This is a genomic window from Myxococcales bacterium (assembly GCA_016703425.1).
GTDB lineage: Bacteria > Myxococcota_A > Polyangia > Polyangiales > Polyangiaceae > JADJCA01.
In genome coordinates this window covers 406961-423748 of sequence record JADJCA010000007.1, presented here as the reverse complement: position 1 = coordinate 423748, position 16788 = coordinate 406961, and the positions used below count along the sequence as shown (strand labels likewise).

Below are 16788 nucleotides of genomic sequence, written 5' to 3'. Positions count from 1 at the left end.
AGAAGAAGAAGGAGAAGGCCGCCACCAAGAAGTAGGCCTCGGAAAGACGGGCTCGCGCGGGCGAAGTGGTCGCCGGGGGAGCGAGGAGCCGCTCTGCGAAGCCGCGATTCCGGAGGGCCGTAGCCGCCATTGCGCTACACGCGCTCGGTCACCATGAGTCGCTCGTGCAGCACCAGAAGGTGCCTCGCGCGCGGCTCGAAGCGCTCGGCCCACCGGTTCGCCCCTTCGTCGGACACGAATTGAAAGCCGCGGCTTGAGAACGACGACGCGAGGTCGGCCGTGGTCACGGGCCCCAGGAGCGGCTCGCCGATGCCGCGAAAGACGAAGTGGGCCGCGCTGCCGGCGAGGCGCCCCAGTCGCGTGAGGTCGGGCGTGACGTAGGTTGCGGCGACGACGCTTCCGGGCGCAGCCCGAGCGGCGATGGCGTCGAGGGTCTTGTCCCGCGCGGCTGCTCCAAGGTACATGGTCACGCCTTCCCAGACGAAACACGTGGGCTCATCGGCGCGATGGCCGGCCTGCTCGAGGGCCGCGCCGAGCTCATCCCGCTCGAAGTCCACGGGAACGAAACCGAGCTCTCTCGCCATCCCATAACGCCGTGCGAGCCGGGCCTTCTTGTAACGCTGCATCGCCGGGTGATCGACCTCGAAGACCCTAAGCCGCGCCACCTCGGGCATGCGGAGGGCGCGCGAATCAAGACCGGCTCCCAAGATCACAAGCTGCGTTGTTCCAGCGTCCAGGCGGCGCACCACGTCGTCGATGGCGCGTGTTCGAAGCCGGATGTGAGCCCCGAAGCCCAGCGCAAGGGGGCTCGCGAGCGCACCGCCCGCGAGTCGCGTGAGCACAGCAACCCATGCCGGCAGCAGCGACAGGGCCTCGCCATCGACGTCCGGATGCGCGCGTGCCGCCGCGACCAACAAGGCTGTGAGGCTGAGATGTCCCGCGCGCACGCCCGCATCGTACCGCGGCCTTCTCGGCTCACGGCTGGTCGTTGCAGCGGGCGCGTACGTGCGGAGCCCTTGGAGCCGAGCTCGAGTACGTTGAGGTCCCCCGCCTTACGGATCGCAGCGCTGGGCGAAGACCCGCGGGTAGCGCACTGTGGCGAGCCCGGAGCCGCCCGTCCCTGGAACAAACGGGCCGAGCTGGAGCAAGCCCCCGCTAGGGCCTGGCTGAAGGTTGATGGTCCCAAGAGCCTGACCGTCAAGCCGCGCAACGACGCTGGAGTCACTGCCCGTTTCTGTGAGCTCGAGGCGCATGCGATGCGGGCCCGCTCCCGTCAAGGTGACGGGTGGGGTTCCCGCCTTCACGCCGTCTGGGCGCACGAACACCACGGTGTTCGACTGCTCCGTCGCGAAGACCACCTGAGCGTTGGTATAGCCATTGATGCCCGCCTGCGCCGCGACGAGGTCCATGCCGATGGGCATATTCTCTACGACGAAGTCGAAGATCAGGACCCAGCGGAACTGCTTTGCCACCGCGTCGAGTCCCGCAGCCGGATCGTATTGGTAGATCGCGTAGGTATCGCCGAAGGGACCCGTAACGCTGCAACGCATCCCATCGAGTCCAAAGGCACAACCGCCGGGCGGGTTCACCGACCAGTGCGGGTGCCCGCTCGTCAAACGTGTGGCGTTGCTGTGGAAGGAAACGCAACCCGTCTCTAGGGCGGGGTCGCCGCTCGCTCCGTCGGCATCCCCGGCCTCGAGCGTCGGAGAGTCGGGGGGGCCGGCATCGGCTGCCGAGCCGTCCGCCGATCCGCCGCCGTCGTCGCTGCGGGCGCCGTCCTCCGCAGCCGCCCCGTCGCTCACGGTCGCGTCGGTGTCGTTGGTCAGAAAGACCGGATCGTCGCCAACGCAACCAGCCACCGCCATGCCGAACGACCCAGCGAGCAAGGCCGCAATCGCCGCGGCGAGCGAGGACACGCGCATGAAGCAAACCATACCATCGCCGCCGTCACAGGATGGCATCCGGGGGCCAGCTACACGCTAGAACGTGCCTCTGAGCCCCAACCCGTGGCCCACGAAGGTCGGAACGACGTGGACCGCTGAGGCCCGTGACGTGCCTGTGCCGCTCGTGACCAAGAGGATGCCACCCACGGCGAGCGCCACGAGGCCACCGCCGCCCGCGCCGAGAGCGACCCATCGATTGGTGTCGCTGGCGCTCGCCTTGGACTCATACGACGCTTGCAGGCTCGTGCATCGGTTGCTGCCCGCTTGTGCCGCGCACTCGTCGTCGCGTTGCCCTTTGATGTCGTCGCGACCCGGGGCTGTGACGACCGCGTCGAAGATGAAGAACCCGGCGGCCGTTGCGACCCCCGCGACACCGACGGCTCCGAGGACCCATCCGGCCGTGCGACCGCCGCCCGACGGCGTCTCCGCTGCCCTTGGGTTCGTCGCGAGGGGAGGTGAGGCCTTGACCGGTTGGCTTGCCGCGTCCTCCAGTCCTTCCACGTCGACGACGTAAACGGGCCTCTCACCGGCGGTGACGACGACCGTCTTCTGAAGCGGCCTCTTGCCGGGGGCCCTGACCAAAACAACATGCGGTCCCGGGTCTGCTGGGACCGACGCTCCCTCCGGCACCTTCGTGCCGTCGCGCGTGATCTCCGCGCCCGGCTGCCCCGCGACTCGCACGACGATGCGTTGGAGCTTCGGCGTGAGGCGCTCGGCTTCAGCGCGCGCCGCCTGCGCGCGGCTGGCCTGCTTGTTCAGCTCGGCGAGGCTGGCGGCCGCGTTGTAGTGGCCCCACGCAGAAGCGATCTTGTTCTGCTTCTCGTTGCACTGGCCAAGGTTGATGAGCGCGCCTACGGAGGGCTCGGCCGCCTGGCTGGCCGCGAAGGCCGCGCAAGCCGCGGCGTAGTCCTGTCGGCCCATGGCCGCATGACCGTCGCGGAACAAGCCCTCGGCGGCGCCTGCATCGGCCGACGCGTGCGCGGCCCAAGTCGACAGGCAGAGGACCGCATTGGCGAGCGTGAGGGGGCGTCGCAGGGCCATCGGCCGGCGGAAGGTACCATCACCAACAAGTCGGGACTAGCGGAGGTCGGGCCGAAGTGGGTCGACCGCGGACCCGTTGTCGCTGCCTGCCGCGGTCGGCACCTGGCGCGGCTTCGTCTTCTTGACCGCGCCGGGCGAGTCCACCGAGCGCGATTTGCGCGACGAAGAGCTCGGTACCATGGGCGTCGCGTCGTCGGTGCTGGCGCGCAGCGCCGGCGTCTGCACGGGGACTTCGATCGGGTCGACGCCCGAAGTCGCGCCCGATGGCGTGGGTGCGGTCGACGCGGCTCGCTCGGCGCTCTCGCTTGGTGCGGCCTGTGCCGCGGCGCGAGGGCTTACCGCCGGTGCAGGCCGCAGGTTACGGACCGCGAAAAATGCGCTCGCCGTCGCGGCGATACCAAACAGGACACCCGTCGCGACGACCTTCGCGCGCTGGCGAGATGCGGGGCTCGCCCTGCGGCTGTGCGGAGCATCGCCAGTGGAAGTCGAAAAGCCCTGACCGCTCGTCGCCGACACTTCGCCGAGCCCTGGTGGCGTCGCCGGCGGCGCAGGCCGCGCAGGCGTCGACAAGGGCGCGTTGGCCTCGTCCTGGGTGATGAACGGCGCGAGCGCGTCAATGACCTCCGCGGCGGACTGAAATCGCTCCTCGGGTCGCTTTCGCAAGCACCGCATGACCACCGCCTCAAAGTCCGTGCTCACGTCCGGCGCCACTGCGCGGAGAGGCACCGGTTCCTTCTCGAGTATCGCCGCTAGGAGGCCGCCGAGATCTTCACCATCGAAGGGCCGCTGCCCACTCACCAGCTCATAGAGAATCACGCCAACCGCCCAAACGTCAGTCAGGGGGGTCACGGTGCTCGAGCTGCGCACCTGCTCCGGCGACATGTACCTGGGCGAGCCCAAGGTCGCTTGCGAATTGGTCATTGACGGTTGGGCCGCGAGCGCGCCGCCCGTCGCCTTGGAGATGCCAAAGTCGAGGACCTTGACGAGTGGCGAACCGTCGCTTCGCGCGGTCAAGAAGATGTTGGCCGGCTTGAGGTCACGATGCACGACGCCGAGTGCGTGCGCGGCGCCGATGCCGCGGAGCGCTTGGGTCATGAACGCGGCGACGCGCGGCGGCGGTAGCCGACGATGACGCGTCAGGTGGTCCGCGAGATCCTCGCCTTCCAGCAGCTCGAGGATCATGTAAGCGAAGCCATCCTCCTCGTCGACGTCGCTGACTCGCACGACGTGGTCGCTGCGAATGTTGGCCGCGGCCCGGGCCTCGTTGAGGAAACGTGCCCGACTGTTCGGCAGCAGCGGATCGGAGAACATCACCTTGATGGCGACCGTGTGCCCGAGCGTCCGGTGCGTCGCCGCGAAGACGGCTCCCATTCCGCCGGCACCGATGAGGTGGTCGATGGTGTACTTGCCGCCGACGACGGTCCCGGGGGCGGGAAGGATGACGTGGGCCGGGAGGTCCAAGGGCCCGATTGTAGCGTGAACGCTCGCCTTGCTACTCCCAAACCGCGTCGCCGCCGCCCCTGCTCACGGCGCGATTTTGTGAATCACGTTGGGCGTGCCGCTCGCCTGATGTCGCGTGACCCAGTTCACCGAGCCGCCGTTGGGCTCCGAAACGAAGCGCGCCGAGTTGGCCCGCACGGCGAAGAGCGAGATGACGCCGCCGCCGACGCCGTCGGTGGCCGAGAGGAGTTCGATGAGATCGCCGGTGGCGGCCGCCTGATGGGAGGTCACGGTCAAGAGCCCCGTTTGCGTCATGAGCTGCGGCATCTGCGCGGTGCCCGTTGCGCCGTCGAGGACGACGAGCACACCGCTCACATGAGTGAAGGCAGAGAGACCGGAGGCCCACGACTGACCCAGCGAACTCAAGGCCCCGCTCGGCGCCGTCGTCTGGTCGTGCACGAGCACGACCTCGAAGTTCGCGGTCGTGGCCCCGGCCACCGCGGCGTCGCTCGCCGTTGCGGTCACCACAATGTTGCGGCCGGTGCGCGTCTTGGCGTCGGCGAAGATGCTTCCCACCCGCGAGATCGCGCCCGCTCCCGCGTACCTTTGGTACGAGAGCACGCGCACCGGATCGCTGCGCGACATGAGCACGGCGTTCTCCAAGATGCGCGCTTGAGCCGTGCGGAGCGGCGTCGTCGCGTAGTCGTGCCCGATGTAAACGATGTCGCCGCTGGCGGCGCCTTGGCAAACGCCCTGCACGCAGATGTTCGAAGCGCAGACGCGGCCGCACGCGCCGCAGTTGTCGCCATCGGTCAGGAGGTCTTTGCACGTGTCGCCGCAGCGAGAGAGCGGAGCCAGGCAGAAGGGCGCGCACGCGTAGCTCGTGCCGTCGAACTTGCACGCGTCGTTGGGGGCCACGCACTGCGTAAAGCAGTCTCCGCAGTGCGCTTCCGTCGTGTAGGGCGGCAGGCACGCGTCGCCGGCCGGCGCATCGCTCGCACCAGCGTCGGTGGCACCAGCGTCGCTGACGCCGCCATCGCTCGATCCGCCGGCGCCGTCGCTCGCGCCGCCGTCGTCGCCCGTCGGGCTGTCCGTGAGCGCGCCGTCGGTGCCCCCGCTGTCCACGCTCGAGCTGTCGGGCCCGGCGCCGTCGCTCAACGTTCCGTCGGCGACCGGTCCGTCGGAGACGGTCCCATCGCTCGGTTGACCATCGCCGACGTTGCCGTCGGAGCCGGCGCCATCGACGCCAGCTTCGCGGTCTACGCCCGCGTCATGGCTCACGGTGCTCGGACCGTCACACCTGCCGCCGATGCAGGCGACGCCGGCGTTGCACGCGACGTCGCAGGCGCCGCAGTGCGCAGGGTCGGTGTCGAGATCGACGCAGGCGAGGTTGCACTCCACGTAAGGGAAGCGGCACGCGCCGCCGACGAGGCCGGTGCTCTCACCGCAGCCCGACATGGCGAGCGCCACCGCGAGGGCCGTGGCGCCGAGCGTGACGAGCGTACGCAAGGTGTTCTTTGGGGACGTCGACCGGCAGCTCTCGTCAACCATTGGCTTCACGGCTTTTCTCCCACCGACTCGGTTCGCGGGCTGCTGCGGACCACCCAGAACTCCACACGGCGGTCTTCCACTGAGCCTCTGCCGGTGTCGACCTTCGTCTTGGGCCTCGATTCGCCGTAGCCCCGCGCTGAGAGGCGTGACTCGGAAACGCCCGCCCCAATGAGCAGCGTCCTCACCGACGCTGCGCGCGCTCGCGAGAGCCCAAGGTTGTAGTCGTCTGCGCCGACGCGATCGGCGTGGCCCTCGATGTCGACGTGCAGGATGTCCGGCGACGCGTTCAGAAATTCTGCGACGCGACGGAGCAGGGGAAAGCTCTTGGAGCGAACGCGAGGACTGTCGGTGTCAAAGTGAATCCGGTCATCCAACACAAGCCGATCACCGACGAGGCGAATCGTGCTCGTGAGCGGCGCGCAGCCGTTGGTGGCCTTGTCGGTGGTGCGAACGCCTGCCGCGTCGGGGCACGCGTCTTCGTCGTCGAAGACGCCGTCGCTGTCGCGATCGCTCGGGGGACAGCCGTTGGTCTTCGGATTGTGGGTCCGCACGCCGGGCTCTTCGGGGCACGCGTCTTCGTCGTCGTAGACGGCGTCTCCGTCGCGATCGGCGCGGGGGCAGCCGTTCTTCTTCGGGTCCGACGAGCGCGGGCCCGATTCGTCGGGGCACGCGTCTTCATCGTCGTAGATCGAGTCGCGATCGCGATCGCTTCGCGGGCACCCGTGTATAGCCTCGTTGCCGCTCGCAGGGCCCGCGACGCCGGGGCACGCGTCTCTCGCATCGCAGATGCCGTCGCCGTCTTGGTCTCCGCAGGTCCCCGAGCGCTGGCCCCACGCCACATGCGCCCCGACGGTGAAGAGGCGCGCGTCTTCTGGCCTTAGCGTGTCGTCGGGCTGGACGACGTGCAGGTAGCCGATGCTGGGGCCCGCCTGCCATGTTTCGCTCCGACCGACGGCGAAGTCCCAACCGACGTGCGCATCGAACCCGAAACGCGCGACCCCCGTGGCGACGAGGCCGAGGCCGAGGTCGAGATAGGGGCCACCTTCCGGTGGGGAGACGCGCACGCCGGCAAAGACGTTCGCGGCCATGCCTGCCGTTCGATCGGCGAGGCGAGGGTTCGCGGGCGACTTGCCATCGGCGAGGACGACGCCGCCGACCTTGCCCATGATGCCGAGGACGTTGGTGACCGGTACTTCGAAGCCCACGTCGCCGGCGGCGCCGAAGCTCAGCTCTCGACTCTGCGGCTCAGAGACGGCGTGCGCGACGCCAGCCGTGGCGTGCACGCGCGGCGGCTCCGCGGCGGCGGACGCAGGAGTGAGCATCGCCGCCAGAAGCGCGACGCGGAGCGTGCATCGATGTAGGCGCATGGGTCAGCGAGCGCCTCCCGACGCAATGGACACCGCTCGCGGATCGGTGACGAGCATCCCGAAGATGGCGTGGTCGAGCCACCGTCCGCTCACGCGTTCGGCTTGGCGTGCCACGCCCTCGAAGGTGAACCCGAGGCGCCTTATGACGGCCTGCGAAGGATGATTGTCGGTCGCGGCGGCGACGCGAACGCGGTGAGCGCAGAGCTGCCGGAAGCAGAACCGAAGCGTCTCCGTTGCGGCCTCGGTCATGTACCCGGCGCCGACAGCGTCGGTGCGGAGCCAATAGCCGAGGTCCATGTTCTGGTGGATGTGAGCCATCGACTCCAGGCTCACGACGCCGAGGAAGCGCTGCGTCTCGCGATCGCGAACGGCGAGGCGGCAGGCGCGGCCCGCGTCCCAGTCTTGCGCGCTCGCGTCGGCGTACCGAAAGCTCGCTTCCGGGTCGACGGTGAACGGCACCCAGGGGAGCCATCGCTCAAGCTCGGTTCGCGATCCTTCGACCGCGTACCAGAGGTCATGGGCGTCTTTGGTTTCGATGGGGGCGAGCATGAGGCGAGCCGTGGTTAGCGGTCGCGAGCGAAGCTCGGCTCGGGTAGGAACGGCCAACATCGCTCGGCGAGGCTACTCCAAAGACGGTCGAACAGGCCTGCGCCTTAAGGCACCCATCCGCTCACATCCCGTGCCCGGGCCCGTGCCCGTGCCCGAGGTCGAGGTCGAGGTCGAGGTCGAGGTCGAGGTCGCCCATCGCCCGCCGGGCTGCGCGGCCTCGCCGGTCCTCAGGAGAGCGGCGGGTACGACTCGACGAGGACCTTTTCGGGCCGGTCAACGCGTTCGAGCGGACTCGTCACCAGATCGCGGCCCTCGTACGCGAAGTAGAGCGCCTCGCCCGGCTGCGGATCGCCCGGGTTCGGGACGATGGCACCGTTGAGGTAGAACTTGAGGCCGCCGTGGATGCGTCGCCGCAGCGCCAGGTGCCCGCGCAAGAAGTCGCCGGTGCGCCGATCGCGGACGGCCACGCAGAAGCCATCGCGGAAGTGATACTCGGTGTTGCGGGTGACGTAGACGCGGTGGCGTCGGCGGTCCGGGCCAGGAAAACCCGAGGACATGACGGCGGCGGTGCTCATGCGCGAAAGCGTCGCCGAGGTAGGTTGATGTGGCCAAATTTTACGAATCGCTTCAATAAGCGGCTAAGCGGCGCGATCAGCCTGAGCTCAGACCACGAAGCCTTTCCACTGGCTCATGTACTCCGCGAAGCGGGGGCTTAGGCCGCGGGCTTGGAGCTCTTCGCGCGTCAGGGGCGGGCGCCTCGGCTCCCAGGCCGGGTCCGATGCACGCCGCGGCCAATCGGGGTTCGCGATGGCGGAGCGGCCGAGCGCGATGCCGTCGGCGCCGAGCGCCAGGAGGCGTTCGGCTTCGGCGCGGGTCCAGACGCCGCCCGCCACGAGGAGCGCGACGTCGGAAGGTAGGGCTCGCCGCACGAGCGGCAGTGCATGCTCGCTTGGCCGCTTCTGCGTGTTCTCCTGCGCTCTCCAAAGGGAAAGGTGCACGAAGTCGACGCCGTCGTCGGCGAGCCATCGTGCGGTTTGCACGCTTTCGTCGAGGTCGAGCCCCTGCGCGTTGCCGAAGTTCTCCGGAGAGAGGCGCACGCCGACGGTAAATTCCTCGCCGACGCGCGCCCGCACCGCGCGCACCACCTCACGAATCAAGCGCGCGCGATCTTCGAGCGAGCCGCCCCACCCATCGGCGCGCACATTCGTGGCGCTTAGAAACTGCGTGAGCAGGTATCCGTGAGCACCGTGGATCTCGACGCCGTCAAAGCCGGCGCTCGCTGCCCGTGCCGCCGCGTCGGCGAAGCGAGCGACAACACCTTGAAGCTGGGCCTCGGTGGCCGCGGCGATAGGTTTTCCATCGCTCACGGAGGCGACCGCGCTCCATGGTTGTGAGCCTGACACGGCGGCGTCCGCGCGCGCGCCGCCGTGGAACAACTGCACGATGGCCCGGGCCCCGCGCTCGCGGAGGGCCGTTGCGAGGGAGCGGAGACCGGGGAGGTGAGCGTCGTCGAAGATCCCCAGCTCCCCGGGCCAGCCCTGACCGTCTTTCGCGACGTGCGCAGCGCACGTCATGACGGTTCCGAAGCCGCCGTCGGCGCGGGACTCGAGCCAGCGTCGCTCGTCATCGGACAACGTGCCGTCTTCGTGGCTCTGCTTGTTGGTCATGGGCGCGAGCACGAGGCGATTGTGCGCAGCCAGGCCAGCTCGGAGGCCAGCTCGGAGGCCAGCTCGGAGGGTGAGCGGTTCGAAGAGCGACTTCATGCGCGCACGCTCTCACGGGGCGCCATCGGGCGCGAGCACCGAGGCGCGCAAAGCAGAGGCCTACGGGCCCTTCATGCGCTCTGGGTCGACGGCGCCGTTGCGCACAAGCTTGCCAAAGACGATCTGCGTCCGATCTTTCGGGCCGTCGATGAGGACGACGCGCCGCGGCGACCCGCCCTCGGCCAAGTCGATGTCGAACTCGATGCGCTTGAGACGGCCGGCGGCGGCGCCGGGGCGTGGCTCGGCGGAGAACGACACGAGGGGCCCGTCGCTCTTCTCGAGGGTCAACGAATAGCGCTCCGCGAGGCCGTCCAACCGATCGCCCAAGACAATCTTGAGGTCGTCGAGGGCCGCCGCGATCTTCGCGTGGGTGGCGGGCACGCGCCCCTTTTCGCCGCGCGCGTTCTGAAACGCAAACCCAGCCGGCGTCACCCAATAGACAACGGCGTCGGGCGGCGCGAGCTCCCACCGGAGTCGGTCGGGCCTCACCATCGTCAGCGTACCCGTGCTCTTCACTTTTGCGGCGAGGAGGCCAATGGTCCGCTCCTGCTCGAAGGGCCCCGCCAAGGTCGTGAGGCCCGAGCGCGCGCCGGCCACCTTCTGCAGCGCCTCCGCGAGCGGCGACGCAGCGCGCGCGCGCCGGCCCGCAAGCAGCAGCGGACCGGTCGTGGCCCCCGCAATCGCCATCGACAGCACGTCGCGCCTCGTCCAGATCATCGCTTGTCTCCTCGCGCCTGCCCAAGACCGCGCGCTCGCGCGCGGACCTCATTGTACTCGGCCGACTCGGCGGCCGGGTCGGCGGCCACCGTTGGCGCTGGCGACGGCGGCGCGTCGGGCGTCGCCGTGAAGGCTTCGTTCAAGTCCAAGCCAACGAATTGTCCCGAGAGGCCGGGCCCGGCGCTGACCCAGAGCACCTTCGCCGTCGTATCGGCGACGATGCCATGCGTCGCGATGAGCGCGTCGATGGCGCGTCGGTCGCCGAGCGCACACGCGGCGCCGCCGGCGCACCGATGATCGCGAAGCATCGCCACGGCGCGGGGCACGTCGCCCTCGCTTGGCCCTAGCGTCGCCAGCATTTCATCGAGCCGCGCACGTCGCGCGAGCGTGGTCGTGTTCCGGCGCACGCTATCGTTCTTCGGATCGGCGGCCAGCGGACCCTCGAAGTGGTTCGTGACGGCCACGCGCGACGGGTCAGCGAAGTCGCGGCGCACCGTCGCCGGGGAGCCGGGGGCCCGCTCGACGACCGCAAAGTGTCCCTTCGCGTCGGCCGCGATGACGATGTGCGAAACCATCACGGCTTCCCGCGAGAGAATCGCGGCCGCCTCGTCCACGTCTTTTGCTTGCTCGAGCACGCCTCTCATCGAAAACACCAGCGGAACGCCCGCCTTATGGACGGGGCCGGCGCGCCCTCCATGCACGACCACCGCGAGGCCCTCGCGATTCATTCCGCTGACGACACCCACGAGGCCCGGCCAAGCGACGCTGGCGAAGGGAATGGTCCCGTCCCCCGCGACGAAATAAACGGCCTTGTCGCGGTCGAAGGCCTCACCGGCTTCGAAGTCGAAGGCGCGCGCCAAGAGCGTGTGGCCGTCGCGCGTGGCGGCGGGCCCGAGCCCGAAGGTCGAGCAACCGACGAAGCGAGACTGCTCGAAGCTGAGCGCGATGTCGTAGAGGGCGTGCAAGAGGACGAGGCGCTCGTAGGTCGGGACCTTCGAAGCGAAGCGGTCGTTCGCGACGGCTCGCGCCTCTGCCGACAGCTCGACGGCGCGCGCCTTCGGCAGGTTTCCGTCGACGTGGCGGTACTGGAGTCGCGCGAGGTCCAGGAAGAGAAAGCGCGCCGGCGCTAGGGGAACCACCTTTTCGAAGGTGCCCCAAAGCTCCCCCTCGTTCTCCATCATGCGGTCCTGGAGCAACGCGCCATGGGCCGCACCAAGCTCTTTGGGTGACCCACGCAAGTGCACCTCGCGAACGCCGCCCCGCATCCGGATAAAGCCGTTCTCACGCTTGCGCGCCGGCCCACCGACCTCACCGACGTCGCCAACGTCCGGCGGCGTCATCGACCTCTGGCCGACGTAGAGGTGAAGGGCCGCGGCAAGAAGGAGCGCGAGCCCGGCGCTCCCCGCGAGACCGAAGGCAAGGACGCGGGCCCAACGGCGCATCGCTACGGGTCCGCCGCCGACGTGCGCCTCGCGGCGACGGAGCGCGGACCGGCCGCCCGCGTGCGCCGAACCGTCCGCAACACCGCCAAGATGATGCGGGCCGGATCCTTGACCGCGTCGAAGTGCGTCACGCGCTGGTTCTCCGGCGGGTAGATCACGCGGATGTCGACTTGCTCGATGGCGAGGCCGGCGGCGGCCGCGAGGAGCACGATTTCAGCTTCGAACGCGTAGCCTGTTTCCTGGGGCATGAGCGCGAGCGTTTCGTCCACGGGGTAACGGCGCAGACCGCACTGCGTATCGGCCAGCGGGATGCCGGCAAAGCGCGACAAGAAGAAGTTCGAAATGCCGTTGGAGAAGCGGTTCTTCTTCGGCGCGCCCGCGCCCGCCAGGTCGCGAACGCCGAGCACCAGTGCGCCGGCCGGCGCATGGAGCACCTTGGCGCAGGCGTCGCCCGGATGCTGACCGTCGGCGTCGACCGTGAGCGCCGCTCGGTAGCCGCGCCGCCGGGCCTCGGTTAGGCCCGTCATGAGCGCCGCGCCCTTGCCGAGGTTCCTTCCGTGACGGAGCACCGATGCGCCGGCGGCCTCGGCGATTCTGCTGGTTTCGTCGTCGGAGCCGTCGTCGATGACGAGCACGTGGCCGGCGGCTTCGGGCACCGACGCGATGACGTCGGCGATGACGTCGGCCAGGTGGCGCGCGGCGCGATAGGCAGGGATCAGGACGATGAAGGACGGACGCGGCATTGACCGGGAGGTAGCGAACAGATAGCACCCGCGCCGTGCCGATACACGTCGCCTTCCAAGGTAAGCCCTCAGCCATCGTGACCCCCCGCGCCATCGCCGTGCGCGCGGGGCGGATGATGAGAGCTCTTCAAATCGAAGATCATGAGCTCTCAATCCTCCTAACGGATGACAAACAAATAAAGATATTGAACCGCGACTACCGAAAGAAGAATCGCCCCACGGACGTCTTGGCGTTCGCCATGCGCGAGGGCAGCGGCGGGCACCTCGCGGGCCGCGTCCTCGGGGACGTGATCATCAGCCTCGAGACCGCGGAGCGCCAGGCGCCCCAGTTTTCTCGCTCTTCGGCGGAGGAGGTCACGTTCCTCCTGGCGCACGGCCTCCTGCATTTGCTCGGTTGGGATCACGACACCGACGCGAAGGAGCGGGCCATGACGAAAGAGACCAAAAAGCTCTGCGTCGCCGCGGCTAGCGCGCCCAAGGCCGCAACAAAGACGTCTCCCACACGCAAAAAACAGGGCGATCGGCGGCCCCGCGCGGCGTCGCCGCGGGCGCGACCGCTCCGCCGAAAGTCCAAGTAAAAACACGCGCTAGCGACGGGGCATGGATGTTCTTTCCCGGAGATTTTGGCCTCCGCGGAGGCGCCATTCTCCAAAACATCTATTTTTTTCGCTTGCGCGCCGCTTTTCGCGGGTGCTACCCATGTTTTCGCCGAGCCGGACGCAAGTTCGGAGAACGCAACGACGACGCCCTGCGGATCCGGAACCCCGGACCACGTAGAGGTGACTGGCGGGGGTGTGTCCGAAGCCCTCGGGTACGAGCCCGGCAGAGATTTCTGATTCGTTTAGCAGGAGGAATGCACGATGTCTGGAAAGCGCATGACCAAGTCTCAAGTGATTTCTGAGATTGCTGACTTCGCGGAGCTCGACAAGAAGAGCGTCAACCGCGTGTTTGACGGCCTCACCGAGCTCATCAAGAAGCAGCTCAGCTCGCGCGGTCCCGGCGAGTTCGTGATCCCCGGCCTCCTCAAGCTCAAGGCTGTGAAGAAGCCCGCCACGAAGGATCGCCCCGGCGTGAACCCCTTCACCAAGCAGCCGATCACGATCAAGGGCAAGCCGGCTTCGAAGAAGATCCGCGCCACGGCCCTCAAGTCGCTCAAGGATCTCATCCAGTGAGCGCGAGCGCGGCGCGGCCTCTCGCCGCGTCGTGCTGACTGGCGAAGGCGTCTCCCGAAAGGGGGGCGCCTTTCGTCATTTTGGTGCGCGCTCGCCGGACCGGCCGCCGGTCAGCCCGCGTCAACAGAAGAGAGATCGATGACCGCGAGGTCGGGCGCCGCTGGAAGCCACACTGCGCGCGCCGCCCGCCCGGAAGCAACGATTGCCCTCGGTTGAGGGCGTCAACACGGGGCTTCGCGTCTCGTCGAAGACCGTGACGCCGGCGCGGTCGACCTTCACTCGGTAAGGGCTCGCGGCTTGAATGTTGGTCGGGCGGGTCCAAGAGGCCGTCACGACGCGGGCGTCGGTGGTGATGTCCGTGCGAAGGGAGCCGGCGAACAGCGGAGCTCCGCCGTCAGGCAGAAGGGCGACGCTGTCCGCAGGTCGCGCCCTCGCAGAGCGTGACCGTGAGGTCGCGGAGTCCTTCCGCGCCGCCGCGGTTGGTGAACACGACTTTGAGGACGGAAAAGAATCCCCTGCCCTCGCACAGGTTGCAGGCGCCCGCGTCAACGGTGTCCGACGACGTGCTCGCCTCGCCGCAGGCGAAGAGCGTGAGGGCGGCGAGGAGGTGCGCGCGGGTCATCCCAGCAAGCCGAGCAAGTGCCGTGCCCGTGCGCGCCCATTGGAAACGGCAGCATGCACCACGCCGCCGTGAGCCAGCGTGTGCCGAGTGGCCGCCTAGCGCCCGCCCGTGGCCCGGTAGCCGCCGCCACCGGCCCGCGCGCCGGCGCGCTCAACCTCGGTCACCGTTCCCTCAATTTCGCAGGTCGCCTTCGCCGGCGACCGGGCGCTGCCTTTGCACTTCACGCCGCCCGTTGTGGTCTTGCCGAGACCTTTGAAGAGCAGCGAGGCCAAGAGCGCGCCTTGCTCGTGCTCCTCGCCGACGAGGACGCTGAAGGGGGCGCCGAGCGACGGGTCGGCGTTGCTCTCGAACGACAAGAGGCAGAGCCCGTCGGTGCATTCGAGGACGTAGCCCTCCGTGTGCACCCCGAGAAATCCCTCGTCCATGCGAACGAGCTCAGGGTTTTCCATCATGACCTTGTCGAGGATCGCGTCGGCAGCGGCGCCCTTCGCGATGTGCATCCGCACCACGTGCTGCACGTTGAGGGCAGCCTGGTCGCTCTCTCCGTTGGTCGAGGAAGGCGCGGCTTCGCCGCAGCCGACGACGAAGGAGAGGAGAAGGAGTGGCAGGGCAAACATCGATCGCATGGGGGCCTCAACGGTTCGGTTTTCACCCTGAGGTGCACCCGATGTGCCACCGACGCGGAGTTCGCGCAAAAGGCGAATCCAACTGACCTTTCGCGGCGTTGGGCGCCGCGGCCGAAGCTGACGGTCTGTGCGATTTGCGGTCGTGTCGGATCGCCAAGCGATCAGCCCGGCTTGCCGCCGGTCATGCTGGTCGCGAAGAGCGGCGACCGCGCGCGACAAGGAGCGCGGCGGCGCCCAGCGAGAGCAGCACCCACGGCGTCTCGCCAAAGCGCACGTACACCGTCGCCGGCAGCTCCAAGAGCGCTGGCTTCGCCATCAAGAACGAAGGCACCGTCGGCTCGATGACCCCTGCGATGCGTCCCGTCGCCGCGACCCACGACGTGGGCCCGTGGTTGACGGCGCGTACCATGTCGCGGCGCGTCTCGACGCTGCGCATGACCGCCACACGCAGGTGCAGTGCGCTCTCCTGGCTCCCCGCAAACCACGCATCGTTCGTGATGTTCACGAGCAAGTTCGGCGAAACGAGGCCGGCTTCGCGGCCCGCGGCGGGGACCGTGTCTTCGAAGCAGTTGAGGACGGCCGCGCGCACGTTGCCCGCTGGGAGGATGAGCTGCGCTTCGCCTGGCACGAGCCCCGTGCCCCGCGCGAAGGTCTTGCGGACCCACGGCCAAACGTCGGCGAGCGGGACCGTCTCGCCGAACCAGAGAAGATGCATCTTGTGGTACGGCTCCGAGACGGTGCCGTCGCCGTGGATCACCACAGCGGAGTTCATCGCGTCGCGCTCCTTGTGGGTCAGCGCGCCGGTCAGCACGGGGCCGCGAACGCCCGCTTGCAACGGTGCGTACGAACCAACGGGCGCACGTCGGCCCGTCGCCGACAGCGAATATGGGTACGCCGCCTCGGGCCACACGACGAGCTCGGCGCCGGCGGCCTCCGCGCGCTTTGTCAGGTCCGTGAGCTTCGTCAAGATGGCGGCAGCACGGCCCTTCTCCCATCGCTCGCGGGCCTCAATGGAAGGCTGCACGAGGGCTACGGCCGCCGCCGGCGCTCCTTTGCGCGCTGCCTCCACGGCCCGAATCCGGACAGAGCCGTAGACCATGAGTGCCGTTGCGATGAGCGCCGCACCGCCCGCGAAGTACGTCGCGCGCCTTGGTGTCCTTCGATGGCGGAGCGCCTCGACGAGCAGCGCCGAGAGGACCGCGAAGAGGCCCGTCAAGAAGCGCTCGCCGCACAGCTCTGCGAGCTGCACCGTCACCGGCCATGCGGTGGCGCCGCCGGCCGGCGTCCACGGAAAGATCATCGGCACGAAGGTGCTGAGGTACGTGGCCACGCCGAAGGCCACGACCGGCGGCACGCGTCTCTTCGCCATCGCCCGATAGAGATGCTCGAGCACGAAATAGCGAAGGCCCTGGGCCCACGCCAAGAGCACAACGGCCAGGGCGCCGGCGACCCACGGCAGCGGCGTGAAGCGTACGATCACGTCGGGCACGAAGCGAAACGTCATCACGTTGCACGCGAAGCCGAAGGCGAAGCCCATGGCGCCGCGGCCGACGAAACGCCGGAACCGCCCGCGCCCTTCGCCGAGCGGCGCCGCGAGGACGAGGGCGCCGTAGAGCGCCGCCGGCGCGAGCCAAACGCCAGGCACGAACGAGGTTGGTGGCCCCACCACGGCGAGGAGCACACCGCCGGTAGCTGCCATGAGGAGCGCTTGCGATGGCCGTAGCGTCACCCACGCAGCGTGCCATGAACGGCTTCGGTGACCAAACCTAGGCGGCGCCGTTTCGCGCCCGACATTTTCGCGCCGCCCTTTCG

Annotated in this window: 17 protein-coding genes; 2 read left to right on the top strand and 15 right to left on the bottom strand. The window is 68.8% G+C overall.

All coding sequences use genetic code 11. The features are described from left to right. Positions 1 to 134 precede the first annotated feature (134 nt). The 12 genes from IPG50_13745 to IPG50_13690 form a co-directional block, all read right to left on the bottom strand. The gene (locus IPG50_13745; GenBank protein MBK6693250.1) at positions 135 to 947 is read right to left on the bottom strand and encodes a class I SAM-dependent methyltransferase; all 813 of its coding nucleotides are present in this window, start codon (positions 945 to 947) and stop codon (positions 135 to 137) included. 105 nt (positions 948 to 1052) lie between these two features. After that, on the bottom strand, positions 1053 to 1922 hold the full coding sequence (locus IPG50_13740; protein MBK6693249.1) for a hypothetical protein: 870 nt from the start codon (positions 1920 to 1922) through the stop codon (positions 1053 to 1055). A 57-nt stretch (positions 1923 to 1979) separates the two neighbouring features. Then, positions 1980 to 2984: a hypothetical protein gene (locus IPG50_13735; GenBank protein ID MBK6693248.1), complete on the bottom strand. Its 1005-nt coding sequence runs from the start codon at positions 2982 to 2984 to the stop codon at positions 1980 to 1982. Between the two features lie 36 nt (positions 2985 to 3020). Further along, positions 3021 to 4445, bottom strand: coding sequence for a protein kinase (locus IPG50_13730; GenBank protein ID MBK6693247.1), 1425 nt, complete (start codon positions 4443 to 4445; stop codon positions 3021 to 3023). 63 nt (positions 4446 to 4508) lie between these two features. Further along, positions 4509 to 5984: a hypothetical protein gene (locus IPG50_13725; protein ID MBK6693246.1), complete on the bottom strand. Its 1476-nt coding sequence runs from the start codon at positions 5982 to 5984 to the stop codon at positions 4509 to 4511. Beyond that, positions 5981 to 7342 (bottom strand): OmpA family protein, encoded by a 1362-nt coding sequence (locus IPG50_13720; GenBank protein MBK6693245.1) that lies wholly within the window; start codon positions 7340 to 7342, stop codon positions 5981 to 5983. The genes IPG50_13725 and IPG50_13720 overlap by 4 nt, the downstream gene beginning before the upstream one ends. Positions 7343 to 7345: 3 nt before the next feature. Next, the gene (locus tag IPG50_13715; protein MBK6693244.1) at positions 7346 to 7951 is read right to left on the bottom strand and encodes a GNAT family N-acetyltransferase; all 606 of its coding nucleotides are present in this window, start codon (positions 7949 to 7951) and stop codon (positions 7346 to 7348) included. 167 nt (positions 7952 to 8118) lie between these two features. Further along, positions 8119 to 8466: a hypothetical protein gene (locus IPG50_13710; protein MBK6693243.1), complete on the bottom strand. Its 348-nt coding sequence runs from the start codon at positions 8464 to 8466 to the stop codon at positions 8119 to 8121. Between the two features lie 87 nt (positions 8467 to 8553). Then, positions 8554 to 9654, bottom strand: coding sequence for an NADH:flavin oxidoreductase (locus IPG50_13705; protein ID MBK6693242.1), 1101 nt, complete (start codon positions 9652 to 9654; stop codon positions 8554 to 8556). A gap of 60 nt (positions 9655 to 9714) precedes the next feature. Beyond that, positions 9715 to 10371: an outer membrane lipoprotein carrier protein LolA gene (locus IPG50_13700; protein MBK6693241.1), complete on the bottom strand. Its 657-nt coding sequence runs from the start codon at positions 10369 to 10371 to the stop codon at positions 9715 to 9717. Then, a complete protein-coding gene (locus tag IPG50_13695) occupies positions 10368 to 11813 on the bottom strand; it encodes a hypothetical protein (GenBank protein MBK6693240.1) in 1446 nt (481 codons plus the stop codon). Before IPG50_13695 ends, IPG50_13700 begins: the two co-directional genes overlap by 4 nt. A gap of 2 nt (positions 11814 to 11815) precedes the next feature. Continuing rightward, positions 11816 to 12556, bottom strand: coding sequence for a glycosyltransferase family 2 protein (locus IPG50_13690; GenBank protein ID MBK6693239.1), 741 nt, complete (start codon positions 12554 to 12556; stop codon positions 11816 to 11818). A gap of 77 nt (positions 12557 to 12633) precedes the next feature. On the opposite strand from IPG50_13690, the gene ybeY reads away from it, so the two are divergent. Both ybeY and IPG50_13680 read left to right on the top strand, forming a co-directional pair. After that, positions 12634 to 13134 (top strand): rRNA maturation RNase YbeY, encoded by a 501-nt coding sequence (gene ybeY, locus IPG50_13685; GenBank protein MBK6693238.1) that lies wholly within the window; start codon positions 12634 to 12636, stop codon positions 13132 to 13134. Positions 13135 to 13416: 282 nt separating this feature from the next. Next, positions 13417 to 13728, top strand: a complete 312-nt coding sequence (locus IPG50_13680; protein ID MBK6693237.1) for an HU family DNA-binding protein — start codon at positions 13417 to 13419, stop codon at positions 13726 to 13728. 394 nt (positions 13729 to 14122) lie between these two features. On the opposite strand, the gene IPG50_13675 is transcribed toward IPG50_13680, so the two are convergent. The 3 genes from IPG50_13675 to lnt all read right to left on the bottom strand — a co-directional run bounded on the left by IPG50_13675 (position 14123) and on the right by lnt (position 16675). Then, on the bottom strand, positions 14123 to 14350 hold the full coding sequence (locus tag IPG50_13675; GenBank protein ID MBK6693236.1) for a hypothetical protein: 228 nt from the start codon (positions 14348 to 14350) through the stop codon (positions 14123 to 14125). 95 nt (positions 14351 to 14445) lie between these two features. Further along, positions 14446 to 14976, bottom strand: coding sequence for a hypothetical protein (locus tag IPG50_13670; GenBank protein ID MBK6693235.1), 531 nt, complete (start codon positions 14974 to 14976; stop codon positions 14446 to 14448). Positions 14977 to 15157: 181 nt separating this feature from the next. Then, complete coding sequence (lnt, locus tag IPG50_13665) at positions 15158 to 16675, bottom strand: apolipoprotein N-acyltransferase (GenBank protein MBK6693234.1); 1518 nt, start codon at positions 16673 to 16675, stop codon at positions 15158 to 15160. Positions 16676 to 16788: the final 113 nt, after the last annotated feature.

Coding starts and splice junctions, on each gene's coding strand:
- IPG50_13740 (MBK6693249.1), bottom strand. CDS start 1,922: ATGCGCGTGTCCTCGCTCGCCGCGGCGATTGCGGCCTTGCTCGCTGGG.
- IPG50_13735 (MBK6693248.1), bottom strand. CDS start 2,984: ATGGCCCTGCGACGCCCCCTCACGCTCGCCAATGCGGTCCTCTGCCTG.
- IPG50_13720 (MBK6693245.1), bottom strand. CDS start 7,342: ATGCGCCTACATCGATGCACGCTCCGCGTCGCGCTTCTGGCGGCGATG.
- IPG50_13715 (MBK6693244.1), bottom strand. CDS start 7,951: ATGTTGGCCGTTCCTACCCGAGCCGAGCTTCGCTCGCGACCGCTAACC.
- IPG50_13710 (MBK6693243.1), bottom strand. CDS start 8,466: ATGAGCACCGCCGCCGTCATGTCCTCGGGTTTTCCTGGCCCGGACCGC.
- IPG50_13705 (MBK6693242.1), bottom strand. CDS start 9,654: ATGAAGTCGCTCTTCGAACCGCTCACCCTCCGAGCTGGCCTCCGAGCT.
- IPG50_13700 (MBK6693241.1), bottom strand. CDS start 10,371: ATGATCTGGACGAGGCGCGACGTGCTGTCGATGGCGATTGCGGGGGCC.
- IPG50_13695 (MBK6693240.1), bottom strand. CDS start 11,813: ATGCGCCGTTGGGCCCGCGTCCTTGCCTTCGGTCTCGCGGGGAGCGCC.
- IPG50_13690 (MBK6693239.1), bottom strand. CDS start 12,556: ATGCCGCGTCCGTCCTTCATCGTCCTGATCCCTGCCTATCGCGCCGCG.
- IPG50_13680 (MBK6693237.1), top strand. CDS start 13,417: ATGTCTGGAAAGCGCATGACCAAGTCTCAAGTGATTTCTGAGATTGCT.
- IPG50_13675 (MBK6693236.1), bottom strand. CDS start 14,350: ATGACCCGCGCGCACCTCCTCGCCGCCCTCACGCTCTTCGCCTGCGGC.
- IPG50_13670 (MBK6693235.1), bottom strand. CDS start 14,976: ATGCGATCGATGTTTGCCCTGCCACTCCTTCTCCTCTCCTTCGTCGTC.
- lnt (MBK6693234.1), bottom strand. CDS start 16,675: ATGGCAGCTACCGGCGGTGTGCTCCTCGCCGTGGTGGGGCCACCAACC.